This window comes from Mesotoga sp. B105.6.4, from assembly GCF_002896535.1.
Taxonomy (GTDB): Bacteria; Thermotogota; Thermotogae; order Petrotogales; family Kosmotogaceae; genus Mesotoga.
Genome location: NZ_JWIM01000036.1, coordinates 26163 through 41854, shown reverse-complemented (window position 1 = coordinate 41854; position 15692 = coordinate 26163). Strand labels below are relative to the sequence as shown.

11 protein-coding genes and 2 tRNA genes are annotated in these 15692 nt (G+C 45.3%); 5 read left to right on the top strand and 8 right to left on the bottom strand.

Annotated features, from left to right (window positions below; all coding sequences use genetic code 11):
* Positions 1-225: 225 nt before the first annotated feature.
* The 6 genes from RJ60_RS08505 to RJ60_RS08480 form a co-directional block, all read right to left on the bottom strand.
* Positions 226-1227 (bottom strand): alpha/beta hydrolase, encoded by a 1002-nt coding sequence (locus RJ60_RS08505; protein ID WP_099830937.1) that lies wholly within the window; start codon positions 1225-1227, stop codon positions 226-228.
* Positions 1218-2564, bottom strand: coding sequence for an ATP-binding cassette domain-containing protein (locus RJ60_RS08500; RefSeq protein WP_099830936.1), 1347 nt, complete (start codon positions 2562-2564; stop codon positions 1218-1220). The genes RJ60_RS08505 and RJ60_RS08500 overlap by 10 nt, the downstream gene beginning before the upstream one ends.
* 99 nt (positions 2565-2663) lie before the next feature.
* Complete coding sequence (locus RJ60_RS08495) at positions 2664-3710, bottom strand: hypothetical protein (protein WP_099830935.1); 1047 nt, start codon at positions 3708-3710, stop codon at positions 2664-2666.
* An 8-nt stretch (positions 3711-3718) separates the two neighbouring features.
* Positions 3719-7957, bottom strand: a complete 4239-nt coding sequence (locus RJ60_RS08490; RefSeq protein WP_099830934.1) for a PolC-type DNA polymerase III — start codon at positions 7955-7957, stop codon at positions 3719-3721.
* Complete coding sequence (gene ruvC / locus RJ60_RS08485; RefSeq protein WP_180977914.1) at positions 7954-8448, bottom strand: crossover junction endodeoxyribonuclease RuvC; 495 nt, start codon at positions 8446-8448, stop codon at positions 7954-7956. The genes RJ60_RS08490 and ruvC overlap by 4 nt, the downstream gene beginning before the upstream one ends.
* A 338-nt stretch (positions 8449-8786) precedes the next feature.
* Positions 8787-8864 (bottom strand) — tRNA-Asp (locus tag RJ60_RS08480).
* A 713-nt stretch (positions 8865-9577) separates the two neighbouring features.
* Between RJ60_RS08480 and RJ60_RS16155 the strand changes: the two genes are divergently transcribed.
* The 3 genes from RJ60_RS16155 to RJ60_RS08465 all read left to right on the top strand — a co-directional run bounded on the left by RJ60_RS16155 (position 9578) and on the right by RJ60_RS08465 (position 11499).
* Positions 9578-9751: a hypothetical protein gene (locus RJ60_RS16155; RefSeq protein ID WP_258001752.1), complete on the top strand. Its 174-nt coding sequence runs from the start codon at positions 9578-9580 to the stop codon at positions 9749-9751.
* Between the two features lie 25 nt (positions 9752-9776).
* Positions 9777-11063, top strand: coding sequence for a peroxiredoxin (locus tag RJ60_RS08470; protein WP_099830932.1), 1287 nt, complete (start codon positions 9777-9779; stop codon positions 11061-11063).
* A gap of 359 nt (positions 11064-11422) precedes the next feature.
* A tRNA-Cys gene (locus RJ60_RS08465) sits at positions 11423-11499 on the top strand.
* On the opposite strand, the gene RJ60_RS08460 is transcribed toward RJ60_RS08465, so the two are convergent.
* Complete coding sequence (locus tag RJ60_RS08460) at positions 11478-11996, bottom strand: nucleoside-triphosphatase (protein WP_099830931.1); 519 nt, start codon at positions 11994-11996, stop codon at positions 11478-11480. The genes RJ60_RS08465 and RJ60_RS08460 overlap by 22 nt on opposite strands.
* Positions 11997-12489: 493 nt before the next feature.
* Here RJ60_RS08460 and RJ60_RS08455 point away from each other — a divergent pair, with 493 nt between their 5' ends.
* Both RJ60_RS08455 and RJ60_RS08450 read left to right on the top strand, forming a co-directional pair.
* On the top strand, positions 12490-13497 hold the full coding sequence (locus tag RJ60_RS08455; protein ID WP_099830974.1) for a glycosyltransferase: 1008 nt from the start codon (positions 12490-12492) through the stop codon (positions 13495-13497).
* Positions 13494-14504, top strand: a complete 1011-nt coding sequence (locus RJ60_RS08450) for a lysylphosphatidylglycerol synthase transmembrane domain-containing protein (protein WP_099830930.1) — start codon at positions 13494-13496, stop codon at positions 14502-14504. Before RJ60_RS08455 ends, RJ60_RS08450 begins: the two co-directional genes overlap by 4 nt.
* Here RJ60_RS08450 and RJ60_RS08445 read toward each other — a convergent pair.
* Positions 14488-15648 carry a glycosyltransferase family 4 protein gene (locus RJ60_RS08445; protein ID WP_258006237.1) on the bottom strand — a complete coding sequence of 387 codons (1161 nt, stop codon included), beginning with the start codon at positions 15646-15648 and terminating at the stop codon, positions 14488-14490. The two genes, RJ60_RS08450 and RJ60_RS08445, sit on opposite strands and share 17 nt — an antisense overlap.
* Positions 15649-15692 lie beyond the last annotated feature (44 nt).

Genomic DNA, 15692 nt, shown 5'->3' with positions numbered 1-15692 from the left:
GTGCAGTAAGAAAAGAGATTCTTCGTTTTGGAGCGAGAATCTTTTCTTCGTTCCTAGACAAGGTGACAGATCATTCAATTTTCTGAACAACCAAGAGCTTTCATCTGAAGCGGGCCCAGCGCTAAAGGATCTTCTTGTCTCCTCCGCCCTAACCACTACGTCGGCTTTCTACTCTGTATATGGATCGGCTATAAAACAGTTGAAAGCACTTTCTGCGGCTCGCGATCATTCAGTAGGTTTTGTGCTCTCCAGAAGTCTCAGCTTTCTTCTTGCCTCTTTTATCCCCAGTTTCTTAAGAATGTACTTACCCAAAGCGTACTCAAGAGGGAACCAGGAAACATGCCCAGTAGGCACTATATATCTTTTCGGTCGGTCGAAGGCCTCCCACAACTGTTTTCTCGTCTGTATCGGAAGAGTCTTGTCAAAAAGCGCCTCGATCATGGTCACCTTATTGCTGTCGTTGAACCGAGCATATGCAATAGGATCTATCTTGAACAGGGGGTGGAGGTCGGATTCTAGCAGCTCGGAGGCACTCTTCATTTTCTTGACTGCCAGAGAGTCTTCTTCGAATCTCGCGTTCAGTCTCTTCTCATCGTTCAAATACCCTTCTTCACCCGAACCGCTTCTCAGCGACCGGCGAACAGATTTCAGCACGGGGGACTGCCACATAATCCTGGCGATGTTGCCGCCGACAGTCATTAGAATCAAGTTGTTAATTCTTTTGTCAATTGCACTTACTATTGTGGAGACCATACCTCCAAGACAATATCCAAATAGACAGTTGTTGTCCCACCAGATATTTTCTTGCTGGAGCAAGTCGATGGTTGTCATAGTATCCACGACGGCCTGTTCCCAGAATAGCGTCAACCTTCTTAGATCTGGCGAAAAGAAGTCCTTTCCGCTGGTAGAACCACTTGCCGTTCTCGTATAATTTCCCGGAAGTATCATCACGGAGGCTTGCAGACCGGCACTTGCCAAATGGCTTCCCATCCAGAAGAGGAATGGGATATTGACAGTGCCCAAGCCGTGAAGTATCAGTATCGAGCCAACGGCACGTTCTCTTGGGGAAAAATGATATACCTCGACGTTTTCGGTTCCCTTCGTGCAGTTCTTGTACAGAGAAGGATACTTTATGATAGAACAACGATAGTGTTTGCCTTTGAATATATAACCACTGGAAAACTCTATCTTCTTCTTCTCGTATGAGAAATCGGGGTTCATCTGCATACTATCATACCCCTAGTACAGAAACTCAGGCTTTCCATCTCATCGGTTAGCACAAGCGCCGCTTTAGAATTCACGGAAATGTCCCGCAGAACTCTGACAAGAGCATCAATTGAAACCGGATCCAGGCCAAGCAGAGGTCTGACAAATACGTAGAGATCACAGGCCTCAAACCTCAAATGGGAGAGCTTAACGTCCTCATCACTTACGATTCCGGCAAAGCCGTCTATCTCTTCAAGACCTGCAAGAAAGCTCTTCACGGACACTACACTCTCTTTGTTTAGAATGTAGCTTCTTCTAAGCTTTTTGGTCGATATGAAGCTGCGTGCTTTCTTCAGCATTACTTGAGAAACGAGTCCGCTGTTCTTCAAGGTTGCTGAGAAATACTTCTCTGCATCTGAAGAAGGTCCTCTGGAACCAAATCTTTCAAAGAAGCTCTTGGCCTCCCTGAATATCGGAACCGCATTTTCAGAAAACGGATCCTGCCGCGTAATTGCCCGGGTGAGTTCCCTAATAATCTCAGAGCTACCACAAAAAACATGGATGAGCTCGCCCCTACTGATTTCCAGATCCTTACCAGTACCAGCGACATTCCCGATTTCGATCAGGGGTTCTCCTTCAAAAGGAGGAATCGAGCGATCGTTTGAAGCCCCGATTCTCCGAAGTATCTCCCCTCTGTCGAGCGGAACCGGGAGATCTACAACTGTCGAATTCTCTATGAAAAACAGTCTATCCGCCTTCTGCATTATTTCGGGATCTGGGGTTGCAACAAGGACCGATGCTCCCCTATTCTTGACATCGTTTATCATTTTGAGCAGTCTTTCCTTGTACGGGCTGTTCAGCACGGAGAAGAGATCGTCAATCAATAAGACCCTTGGTTCTGAGAAAGCTGCAATCGCAAACTCAAGCAAGGATTGGTCATCTGCTGAAAGTGATGAGACTTTTGCAGAAGGTTCATACTCCAGGCCGACTTCCTTAAGTAGTCTAGAACTCTCTTGATTCATTTTCTTTCTGCTGATTGAAAACTTTCCACTTCCGAGGAAGATGTTCTCTGCAATCGTGAGGTCTGGAACAAGCATGTATTCCTGATATACTGCACTAATACCGATGTGTCTGGCATCGACTATAGACCGCAGCTCAACCCGCTTCCCATCGAAAACAATCTCACCATTATCCGGGCTTATGTCACCACTAAGAATCTTAATGATCGTCGACTTCCCAGAACCGTTCAGTCCGCCTAAAACTGTAAGCTGACCACTATCTAGATCTAAATCGACGGCTTTAAGAACTTTCTTTCCTCCGTATGACTTTTCTATCCCTCTCGCCTCGATAACTCTCATAGGACTTCAGCTCCAACTAGAAATCTTCTCCGCCCACTTCTTCCAAGACCCTCGAAGATTATTGCACAGTTATATACTACCAGATGAGAACTCTGCTCATCACTTTATGACGGGAACAAACAGATGCATCCTGCTCTTCTTGTCAACCATTAGAAGGTAATCGTCTCTTATCAAAAGGTAAATCGTAGAGTTACTCATTCTCGAAAGAACAGACTGGAGCTTCCTGGGGTCGACTTGAACGGCAAACTCCTCACCGTCAAATTTCCCGATCTCACACTCATATCGAAGACTTCCTGCTTTCAGAAAGAATCTGATCCTTTTCTTATCTGAGATCATCAGAATGGAGAAGCCTTGTTTGGAAAGTCTGACAATCTTTCTCAAAGCCGACAGAAGAGCCCTCTTCTGTACCCCGACTCCTCCTTCGACTTCTTTGAAAAGAAACGCAGGCGGTACGGGAAAACCAGTCTCGTCGGTGCATATGGAGAAAAGCAGAGGTCCCGCCTTTAATCCGAGCTCGGAAATACCTGTACCCGCATCGAGCTCTTTCGTCGACAACAACTCCAAAGACTTAACAAGATGCCTTGTGGTCACGTACTGTAAAGAAAAATGAAAGTCTGTTCTTGGTTCGTTTCTAAGCATTGAGAGAAGGATTGCTCTACCTGCAGAAGCAGCGAGTACAGTTTCACTTCCTTTGGAAAAAATCTCGATAGTATCTCCTTCCTGTGAAGCTGCAGATATGAAATCCAGAGATTCGTTGAATTCCTTCAAAAGAAAGCGAGAGGAGTACTCGAACTTCCTCTCCATCGAAGGAATGTTCTCGCCTCGAGCCTTCTGCAATGTGAGCACTTCTGAATCTGTTCTGATTTCAATGTTGTCTCCGTCTGAGGAGAAGATTATGTTTGACTCCTCGTCAGAGCTCTTGAGAACCCTGGCGTAGTCAATCGGTATCGAGAATACTCCGGTGAAAGGCGTGATTGGAAGCCCGGAAGAAAACTCAAGCTTCATACAACCATCGGTCGCGAAGAACTTCAATCCCCTCCTGTAATAGATCTGGAAATAGCGGAAAGAAGGCTCAACGGACCCCGAAACTCTTCCAAAGAGATCGATCAACTTTGCAAAATCGGAAGAAGCCAACTGGAAATTCATTTCTTCCCTCAGAACAGCCTGATCTGTTCTTTCTCGGCAAGACCCTTCAGAGCGCCGTGCTTTCTGAGCATTTCAACGCTGGTCTTGTTCAGAGCAGTTCTTCTTATCAGATCCTCCACTGAAGAGAATACTCTTTTTTCTCTCTCCTGCTCAATAGACCTCGCCGCCTTGTCTCCCATGTTTTGGAGCCTATTGAAAGGTATTCTGAGCGATCTCCCTTCAATCAAGAATCTCGTTGGATGCGATTTCATCAAGTCGACGTTCAAGAAGCCAAATCCCCTGAGTAACATTTCCATCACTACCTCCAGGAGAGTCTCTTTTGCCCTGTCTTTGACGTTCCTTTCTTGATCACCTCTAAGTCTGATAATCTCTTTCTTGATCGTATTGACGTCCGATGTACAAATATCTATGTCGAACTCTCCACCCTTAATTGAAAAATAGGTGCTGTAGAAGGCGAGGGGATAGTGTACTTTGAAATACGCCACTCTGTATCCCATGCTAACATATGCAGCGGCATGGGCTCTTGGAAAGAGATACTTGATCTTCTTGCATGAGTTGATGAACCATTCGGGAGCGCCACTTGATCTCACTTTATCTTCATCGTCCCTGTTGAGACCCTTTCCCTTTCTGACCTTTTCCATGATCTTGAAGGCCTCCTTTGGATCCATTCCCTTAGCAATCAGGTAGTTCATTATATCGTCGCGACAGGCTATAACATGAGAAAGTGAGGCTTGTTTCGAAGTAATGATGTCCTTAGCGTTATTCAACCACACATCAGTTCCATGGGAAAGACCCGATATTCTTACCAGTTCGCCGAAACTTGAGGGTCTTGTATCTGCAAGCATGCTCCGAACAAAAGTCGTGCCGAACTCGGGGATTCCCAGGGTGCCCATGTCGGTTCCAAGCTCGTGGTATTTCACTCCCAGAGGTTTTAGTGAAGAGAAGATCGCCAGAGTCTCAGTATCATCCATTGGAATGCTTTCTGGATCAACTCCAGTTATGTCCTTCAGCATCCTGATAAACGTAGGATCGTCATGGCCTAGAGCGTCTATCTTAACCAGATCATCATGAATTACCTCATATGCGAAGTGAGTTGTCAGCGTTGAACTCTTTGTATCGTTTGCGGGGTGCTGAACCGGTGTGAAAGTATGAACGTCCATGTCTTTCGGCACGATCATAAGACCACCGGGATGCTGACCAGTTGTTCTTTTTACTCCTACGATGCCACGCGCAATTCGCTCCTGTTCAGCCCTTCTAAGCGTTCTACCGCTCTTTTCAGAATAGGCCCTTACGAACCCAAAGGCCGTTCTTTCAGCTAGAGTAGAGATCGTTCCTGCTCTGAATACATGGTCTCTGCCAAACAGTTCTTCTATAAAGGCGTGGGCCCGTTCCTGGTACTCTCCAGAGAAGTTCAGGTCTATATCTGGCACTTTGTCCCCCTCAAATCCCAGGAAGGTCTCAAAAGGAATGCTCTGGCCATTCTTTGCCATCTCATTCCCGCAACCCGGGCATTCCATTCTAGGAAGATCATAACCGGATTCGAGATCGGTTTCAGGAAAGATCGACTTGCCACATTCGGAACAGAGATAATGTGGTGGAAGCGGATTTACCTCAGTTATTCCGATTACATTGGCCACCAGGGAGCTTCCTACTGAACCCCTTGAACCGACCACGTAACCTTCCTCATTGGACTTTGCGACCATTTTCTGAGCGATGAGATACAAGACCGCGTAGCCATGACCGATTATTGCGTCAAGCTCACGACTGAGCCTCTTTTCGACGATTTCCGGCAGAGGATTTCCATACAACCGTTCGGCATTCTCAAGAGCCATTCTCCTTACTTCTTCTTCTGCGCCTTCTATTACTGGAGGGTGTAGCTTCCCCTCAATCGGAGTCACCTCCTCGATCATTGAGGAAATATACCTTGAATTATCGATAACCACTTCCTTTGCAATAGCCTTGTCTTCGAAAATATCGACTGCTTTGTTCATCATCTCCTCCGTTGTATGGAGATACAACGATGGTTGGTTCTGAAAGTTATCGTAATCCTGAGCAGCATTTATTGCGGCTCTATAAATGTCATCATGTGGATTTATAAAGTGCACATCCCCAGTCATAACTACAGGAATGTTCAGTCTCTTGCCAACTCTGTAGAACTCACGGTACATCTTGGTCAATGTGTCTCTCGACATATTGGTCTCGCCCTCGCTAGTGTCAATATTGTCTAGTGGCATAACCTCAATATAGTCGTAGAATTTCGCAATTTCCTCCAGCTCTTCGGTACTAGCGCCACCGATAAATGCTTTGGATAGTTCACCCGAGACACAAGCGCTACCTATCAGAAGCCCATCTCTGAAATCAGTTAATAGGCTCTTGGGAATCCTCGGCTTCATATAGAAGTACTTCGTGTGAGAGGCTGTTACCAACCTGTATAGATTTTCGAGACCCTTCTTGTTCTTGGCCAACATACTTACATGAACCGGCTTAAGAGAGTCGAGATTTTGGTTCTTTCTCAGTTTTTCAAGCTCGCCAACGCTCTGAATCCCTCTCTTTTCCGCCAGCTGAATGAACTTCTTCAGGACTTCGGCGGTAACCTTTGCGTCCTCGTAAGCCCTGTGATGATCAAAATGTCCAAGTTTGAGGCGCTTCACAACGTTATCTAGTGAATAGCTCTTGGATTTGAATAAGCTTTTTGCAAGGGCAAGCGTATCGACGCATGGCATCTCCCAATCTCCTCCGAAATGTTTCTTAACAGAGTTGCGGACGAAGCCGTAGTCAAAGGAGGAGTTGTGAGCAACAAGTATGCTTCCCTCAGTGAACTTTACAAATTCGGGGAGCACTTCTTTGATCGAACGAGCATCGGAAAGCATGTCTTCAGTTATTCCCGTCAAACTAGAGATCAGAGACGAGAGTTCTCTTTCAGGCTTAATAAAAGATGAGTATGTCTCAATGACTTCGCCGCCTCTCATCTTTACCGCACCGATCTCAATTATCTCATCTTCCTTTGGGTTGAGACCCGTCGTCTCGAGATCAAAGACAACGAACAAAGCTTCATCTAGAGATGAGGTGTCTTCGTCTATGTTCATCGTTATTTGCTCTGAATCGTTTATCATGTAACCTTCCATACCGAAAATAGGCTTGATTCCATTCTTCTTAGCTGCAAAGTAGAACTCCGGCACTGACTGAACTACCCCATGATCAGTCACGGCAGCCGCGTCATGTCCCCACTCTCTGAAAGTGTTCACTAGCTCTTTGACGTCAACAACTGAGTCCAAAGCACTCATCTTGGTATGCAGATGCAATTCCACACGCTTTTCGGGAGCATTGTCAACACGCCTTGAAAGAGTCGTTCTGTTGATATCTCTGGGAATCAGAACCTCGTCTTTAATCCACGTATCGGTTTCCATCTTCCCTCTTATGGTAAGCTCATCGCCTTCGCGGAGCTTTTCGGAGAGGGAACGAGCATTTTCACCGATAAGTTTTACAGTAAGAGAATCCGTGTAATCAGTTATGTTGAACGTAAGAATGAAGAGCTTTCCGTTTCTCGACTCCAGTCCAAAGGTCTTACCACTGACCACTACATCGGTCTCGTTTCCAAGAACCTCTTTCATTTTCTTTGAGACAGCTCTTATTTCTCTTCCTATCAGAACCAAATCAGCCTCACCGGAAGAGACCTTGCTCTCTCTTTCAACTTCGGGATATGAGGAATCTTCGTCAACGGTCAGCTCCTCGTCCTCACGGATATCTAGAACTATATCAAATGGTATGGTTCTCTCGCATACCTTTTCGATCGCTTTTCTTAAATCGTGCTTTTTTGAACTGATTCTCTGAAATGAAAACTGATCGTGAACAGTGATCAGAATTCTATTCTTCTCGAACACCATTTCGGAAGAAGCAAGGTATGAAGATGCGCCGTTGGTGAGTTTGAGTATCTCTCTGAACTGCTCTTCAGTTATCCTCGAAACTTCTTTCTCTGCACCTGCGGTCTCAAAATCTCCAGGTTCAAATGAAAGCCTAACAGAAGAACCGAGAAGTCGCATCGCTTCTTCACGAAAGGTAGATTCTAGATAATGTCTCACGTCTTCGTTTACCTCGCAAGAGAAATCGATCGAGACCTCTCTTGATGCACAGTCAATAGTTATTCCAGATATTTCAATACCCCCACAGTCAAAGGCTGGATCGGACTTCAACACTCTTGAAAGAAGTCTCGAAATAGGGAGCTTAAGATTCTTCATACAAAGTTTCATGCCTTTCGAACACCTCCGGGAAACTTCCTCGCCGCAAGGTGGCACCATGCAACAGCTAAGGCGTCAGCGGCGTCGTCGGGCTTTGGGTTTTCCTTCATCCGCAAAAAGGCCTTCAGAGTTCTTTGTACCTGTCCCTTTTCCGCTCTGCCATAACCTGTGACAGCAAGTTTCACCTGGTGAGGAGTGTATTCGAATATGGGAACTTCATGTCTTCTCATAGCGAGGAGAATAACGCCTCTCGCTTCACTAACCTGTATTGCAGTCGTGACATTCCTGAAGAAGAATAGCTCCTCGACTGCAGATTCATCGGGTCCGTATTCCTGAAGCAGGACTTCCAGTTGATCGTGGATCTTCAGTAGTCTGTCAGGGATAGGTTCATTAGGCTCGGTCCTGATCGCCCCATAAGATACAAGCTCGATCCTTGAAGATCTCATCTCGACAATACCGTATCCAACAGTACCAAAACCCGGATCAATTCCCAGAACCCTCACACAAGCCGGCAATTACCAGCACCTCCAAAAAAATCAAACCATCATTATAGAAAAACAGAATTGAGTACAAGTCCCCTCAGATTAGAATCGCAAGTTCATTCTCTCATCGGCTTCCCGAAATTTCAAATGCGAAACCGGCATCGCGTGCTAAGATCAGTTTGACCAAAAATCCGGTGATAGTCTTGAAGTTACTGCCCTGAATATATTCTAACCGCACGCAGCCTGAAAGAAGTTAAGCAGATATTGATTGGAAGATCTTGCGGGTTGCTGGACTATTATGAAACATGCATCTTGAGAGATACACCCTAAAAAAGAAGAGAGCCCCTAAGGACTCTCACTGGCGGGGACGACGAGACTTGAACTCGCGGCCACCGGTGTGACAGACCGGCATGATAACCAAACTTCACCACGTCCCCGAACAGATAAGATTTTACATTACTCGCATCTTTCTGTCAATAGCCCGATATGCCGTGATGATATTGCTGTTAATTGAGAAGGCCAAGCAATAACTACGGGGAAATGAAGCGATTCGATATGAAACACCCGCAAGCAAATCGGGATATGGAAGAGAAAATTATCGTCGGGAATTGTTCACCAAATCCTGGAAAGACTACGAATCGTTTAATATGTTTTTTATGACTCCATTCGTACACATACCACGTAAGATACATTCTATCGCGTAATTATCGTAATAATTTTGCATATTACTGTGACAATCTGCGATTTAGGTAACACAGGAGGGCTATTCGCGAATACTTAGTGCTTATCATATCTAATTTACTTAATTACTATTTTTCTATATGACATATATAATGATATTATTTCAGTATCGTAACTACATAGAAAGTAGGGAACTCCGATGTTGAAGTGGTGTTTTTTGATTCTTCTTTCGTATTCCTGTCGGTTTTGACATTTGGACTAACTGGCGTGCGATTACAGGAGTAGAGGACCCAGGTTGCTATTTGTATGAATGCGATTGTTTCTGGTATTCAGAGTTTTCCTACAGCAAAGAGTTGATAATTAATACGAGACTTGTACCCTACGCAGTATATTGCTGTATTTCTACAGAAGCACGTCATTACGACGCAAACAACAACCCTTTGAGTGTATATGCAAGCGCTTACGGAGAATGAGATACTCGATTGACGCAAGTCCGTGGAGCTGGGAGTACGTGGATGTTGACTGCGAAGGATTTGGCGTAGCCAGCTGCAACAAATGCACAATAATGTTCTATTTCTTCCAAATCGAAGATGACTTTGAAGCCGAAGCTGTGAGTGAAAGTTGTTTTTGCTCCGATCTTTGACATATGAATTGAGGAGGTGATTCGTATGGCTAAAAAGGTAGCGATATTGCTTGTCGTTTCGTTGATTTCGTCGGCGATGCTTCTTGCCGGGACTCTGTCCGGTTACCTCACGGAACGGATGGGCTGGACATACATCGCGAGCGGAAGCGATGTCGAAATGAGTATTTATCCACCGGAAGGAGTCAGCGCACTCGCAGATGAGCGTATTTTCTATGGACAGATCAGAATCGGGGATTCAACTGTCAACATAGCAATCATGAACGTCGAGCCTCCGATCCTCTGGATCGACAGCGATTACGACGGCTGTTTCCTAAACAACATTCCTATAAAGGGACAATATAGAGGGACCGTTATAAATGAAAGCCGCGCCTATAAATTCAGTCAACAGTTAAGGGTAGAATATCTTTCCAACGGGAATTCATCTTACATGACCCAGGATCTTGAAATTCACGCGATCCTTCCAAAAAAGGAAGGCGTCGAAGTCGACTACTTGCTCATGAGTAGAAGAGAAGGTTTGCTGGAAGTCGACGGAGAGCTGATCGAAATCGCCCTGTTTCCTACCGCGCCCGATGGCCTGGCCGATAAGATAGACGAAGTCTTCATCGGAATAGATCTGAACAGAGATGGAACCATAGACATGGTTCATAAGAATCACGAGCTTTTCGAAGCGACCAGCGTCATAAGAATCAACGACAAGAACTACAGAGTAAGCGAGATCAGCAGGGATGGCAGAAAAGTCACATTCGAGCAGGTCGATGAAGATGCCCAGAACAGGCCTCTGTTGAAAAAGGGTTCGATCGCACCTCTGTTCGAAGCCAGAGACGTATTTGGAGAGACCTTCTCTATGAGCGATTATCTCGGAAATCCCATCATTGTAGTCGTGACTTCGAAGACACCGCTTGAAGTCTTCACCGGCGGATTTCCATGCGCTACAGGTGATTGCGAAGATACCGGCAGAGAAGAGAAGAGACTTAGAAGCCTTTTGAGTGAACTTGTCGCATGGAACGAATACTCCGCAAAACCGGAAGTTGAGCTCATATGGCTTTATTCCGGCGACGAAATCACTTCTGCAGACTCTCCTGACGAATACTCCTGGTTGCACCTGATAGCCGATAAATCGGCGGTGGAGCTTTACAGCACCCCGTTGTCGAACGGCATGTACCTGATCTCGAAGGACGGTACGATCGAGTATCTTGACGATTATGTCCTTCAGGCGGGCGATGGTTCGATTCCCATATATCCGGTGTTCAGAATTCCCACTTTCGGTATTTCCAGTTACGTTTGGTTCAGAGAATTCGTTTTCGGCAAGTGATTCATGCCTGTTCATTCAGCAGAGAATGTTCGAAAGAACTCTGTCTCCCTTACTAGTTTTTTTGGATGTTACGGATGCAAGAGCAAAGAGCATACTTTCAAATTGGTGTTCATAGTGTAGATAAAGAGTGCTAAATCACTTTGCTCGTTTCAGGTCGGATGAATTCGCATTTGGTTTTGGGTAAGCAACGATATATCATTGATTTGCAAAGGATGTCCCCGCGTCCTGTTGCAAGTTGGTTCCAGACCCGAGTAACAGGGAGCCAACCTCCCTCCTGAAGAATTTTCCACCCCGAGGGCCGCCGATAGCGGCCCTTTTGTTGAAATGATCCTATTTACATGCTAGAATAATTCTCGTTGGGCGACGTAGCCAAGGGGTCAAAGGCGGAGGTCTGCAAAATCTCTACTCAAGGGTTCAAATCCCTTCGTCGCCTCCAGGAGAGGGCAGCAACGCCCTCTCTCTTTCTATTTCTCTAGCGATTCTCCCGAATACTTGCTCTCTATTCTCAGGAGTTAGCTCTATACTTCTTATTCCCATAGATGACTTAAGGTGACCGATAAATGAGAAGTCGCCCTTTCTAAGAACACACAAGCAATGCCTCGCTCTTCTGAGGGCAGAGACAACCGCTTGCTGAAACTCGGGGGAGTCTTCCTCAAGAAAACCTATCTCATCCATTATCAGGAGATGATCGGATGGAATCTCAATAGCTCCAAGAAGTTTTACAGCAGATGAGAACCCTTCGTCCACCATCTTTAATCGCCCGTTATCTCGAGAACCTATGAGAAATGAATTGCCATTGAAAAAACTAATGGAAAGGTCAACAAGATCCTCGTCAAAGCGTGTCTCAAACCCTGTGAACTTGGCCAAGGCCTTAACTCTTTCTACAAGATAACTCTTTCCTGAATTTCTCTCTCCTGTTATGAAAAACTTCATAGGAATTCCCCCAACATTATCAACGAAGACTTACGAAGGCATCAACTGCTACAACTTATGCCTCCATAATACTCTGTCTCCAACACGCATTAGTATACCTTAATGACTAGGTTCATAAACTCCATGCCTAATAAGCTTCAGAAGATCTTCTGTGTCTTATTTGTGAAGTGTGGTTCGCTTCTTCAATCGAGAAACAAATATGGATAGTTAAGACGAATGAGGAGACACGCCAGTTCTGTTAGGGAAACCCTATCCGTACTGAATGCAAAGGATATGCTAAATGCATCAAGATGGGGTAAAATAGTCGTTGAAGAGCGTCTCGCCGTTCTGGAAGTAGTTTCTCAATGTGCGGTTCTTAGTGGCTGAGAATAGGAAAGAAATCTCTTCGATTCAGGTTTCGAAACTACTTTCTGTAACAGAATCACTTCTAGCAGATGAGCATCTTTGGCGAAGCTACACTAACGATCAACATGGAGTTCTCCTGGAGGTAGAGATGAAGGTTCTGCTTTATTCCGAAGGCAAAAAGCTATTCAGCAAGTCGGGCGTGGGAATGGCTCTCAAACACCAGATGTCTGCTCTTGACAAGGTTGGCGTTGAGTACACAACGAATGAGGAAGACCGTTTTGATGTCGTTCACATCAACACGATCGGACCGGGAGCAGAGAGAGTTCTCAAGAAAGCAAAGAAAGCTCATATTCCCGTCATTTATCATACTCACACGACTTATGAGGATTTCAGAAACTCGTTCACTCTTTCAAATGTCATTGCTCCCTGGCTTAAAAAGAGGTTGATAAAGCTTTACTCATCGGCGGATTTTCTTATTTCCCCAACTGAGTATGCTAAGAAACTCATAATGAACTACGGCATAAATCTGCCGATTAAAGCCGTGTCCAACGGTGTTGACAACAAGAAGTTCAGCAGAAACAAGGCTTTGGCCGAGAAATTCCTGTCAGACAATGAAATTCGAAAACCATTGGTTGTGTCGGTGGGCCTTCCCTTCGAGAGAAAGGGCGTCATAGATTTCTGTCAGATCGCGGAGGCAAGGAAAGACCTTACCTTCTTCTGGTTTGGAGCTAAGATCAGCAGTCTATTACCCGCAAAGATAAGACGGCTTCTGAGAAATCCCCCGGACAATGTGAAGTTCCCTGGTTTTGTTCCTCAAGAGATGATTATTGGCCCTTACTCGGCCTGTGACGTGTTTCTATTTCCAAGCTACGAGGAAACTGAAGGCATCGTAGTCCTCGAAGCGCTCTCAACTGAAGCACCGATAGTACTTAGAGACATCCCGGTCTACAGCGACTGGATGAAGCACAGTGAGAACTGTCTGAAAGCCAAGAGCAATGAAGAATTCATGCGGCAGATCGATATATTGCTTGAGAGCAATAGTGTTAGGAAGAAGATTACATCTTGTGGGAAGGAGACCGCTCTTGAGAGGGATCTTTCGATTATCGGCCAGAAACTGAAGAGTATCTATCTTGAGGTACTTGACAAGAGACCATGAAGAGAACCACAAGGAACTTTTTGATCGCTATCTCGTTGAGCGTTCTGATTATAGTAATTGTCCTACTTGCTACCGACTTCAACAAATCGATCTCTTATCTTGCAAGTGCCAATCCCGGATGGCTCTTTCTTACTTTTTGTCTGACAGTTGGCACTTGGTTCTTTGAAGCAGTAACCCTTAAGACTTTTGCTTTGATGAGGAGCCTGACAATCCCTTTGACTTATCTTTTCAAGATCACGGTTATTGGAACCTTCTTCAATGGGATCACGCCCTTCTCCTCGGGAGGACAGCCCGCACAGATAGTTTTTATGCAAAGAAAGGGAATATCTGTTGGCGAGTCAACAGCAATGTTGGTCTCAAGGTTTCTGATTTACCAGTCAGTAATTACTGTTCTTGGAGCTGCTGCAATCATTAAGGCTTATCCCATAGTTGTGGGAAGGATTTCCAACTTGGCCGTTCTGTCGATTTTCGGTTTCGTACTCAACAGCTTTGTTTTTGCATTCTTGATTCTATTCTCCTTAAACCCAGGGTTCACGGAAAAGCTAATTCGCTTGATGATCAACTTGCTGAGCAGAATAAGGATCATAAAGGATAGAGATTCGATGATAGAGAAGGCTCTTAGAGAACTGCGTTTCTTCCACTCTTCAATGAAGTGTCTTATAGAAAGACCTGTTACACTTGTCATGGCATCATTGAGTACGCTGGCTCAGCTGATCTGCATGATATCAATTCCGTTTTTTGTTTCACTTTCGATCGGTACTCCCGTCAACTACCTTGAGATCACTTCCGTCCAACTGATACTCTTTCTTGTTGTCTCGCTTATTCCTACCCCGGGAGCAAGCGGTGTTTCTGAAGGCGGTTATGTTCTCTTCTTCAAATCCTTCTTTGGCGATGGGATAGGAGCCGCACTGCTTATTTGGAGATTCTTCAGCTACTACGCCAACATCATTTTCGGTGGAATGCTTTCGGCACACGAAATTGGGTTCAAATCTAAATCTCGTTTCTAATCACTCTCTGGTAAAGATTCAGCGTTCTCTCGACATTCGCTTCCGCTGAGAAGTCTTTAGAAATCTCAACAGAGCGCTTCGACATTCTCTCCATGAGGTCTCTATCTGTAAGCAGCTCAATCGCCGCAGTAGACAACTCTTCTTTTGAGGGGCACATAAACCCGTTCTCTCCATCTAGAACCATATTTGCAATGCTGTCATCCTTGAAGGCCACTACCGGCAGGCCGGATGCCATTGCTTCAAGCGTAACCAAGCCAAAGGTCTCCGTGTGAGAGGCAATCATGAACGCATCACTGCTCTTGTAGGCTAACGTAATCTCATCCGGCCACTTCAAGAAACCTGTGAAGTGAACCCTCTTGCCAACACCCAAGTTTCCTGCAAGTTCCTTCAGTTTGCCCTTTAGAGGTCCGTCTCCAACTAGCAGTAGATGGGAATCCGGCAGAGCTGTGTTGATCCTGGTGAAGTTCTCGATGAGTTTGTCTATACTCTTTTCTTCTCCCAGTCTGCCGACGAAGATCAGAACCTTCTCGTTCTCGCCGATCTTGTACTTGTTCCTAAACGATCTGATTTCATCAATATCGACTTCTTTCATGAAAGGAGCCAGGTCAACGCCATTTGGAATTACCTCTATATGAGACGAAACGCCGTAAGAGAGCAGCAGCTTCTTTATCTTGATCGAAGGTGCGATGACGGCTCTGTTCTTGTCGCAAAACCTTCTATCCTGACCTCTTATATATACTCTCAGAATAGGCTCCATAAAAGGGATATAGTGGACATACTCTTCCATCATCGTGTGATAGGTCGTGACAGCAGGAATGTGAAGATTGGAAATCACCATACCAGACAGATATCCTACTATGAGAGACGTATGAGAGTGGACGATGTCTATGTCGAGGCTCTTCACAATCTGAATGAGTTCTTTGAAGTTAGTTGGAAGGCCAATTCTATGTTGCTTCTCCCATGGAAATCTCAGTGAAGGGACACGGTAAACGTTCTCCTGAATGCCGGCCTCGGGGTGATCCACTGTGAAAATGTAGACATTGTGTCCTCTTTTCTGAAGATTTTCCTCAAGCATTCTGATCATGGTTACCACTCCGTTAACCTGAGGAGAATAAGTATCACTGAACATCGCTATGTTCATCATATGCCTCCAAACGTCTTGACACCAGTTGCCTTCTGCTTTATAAT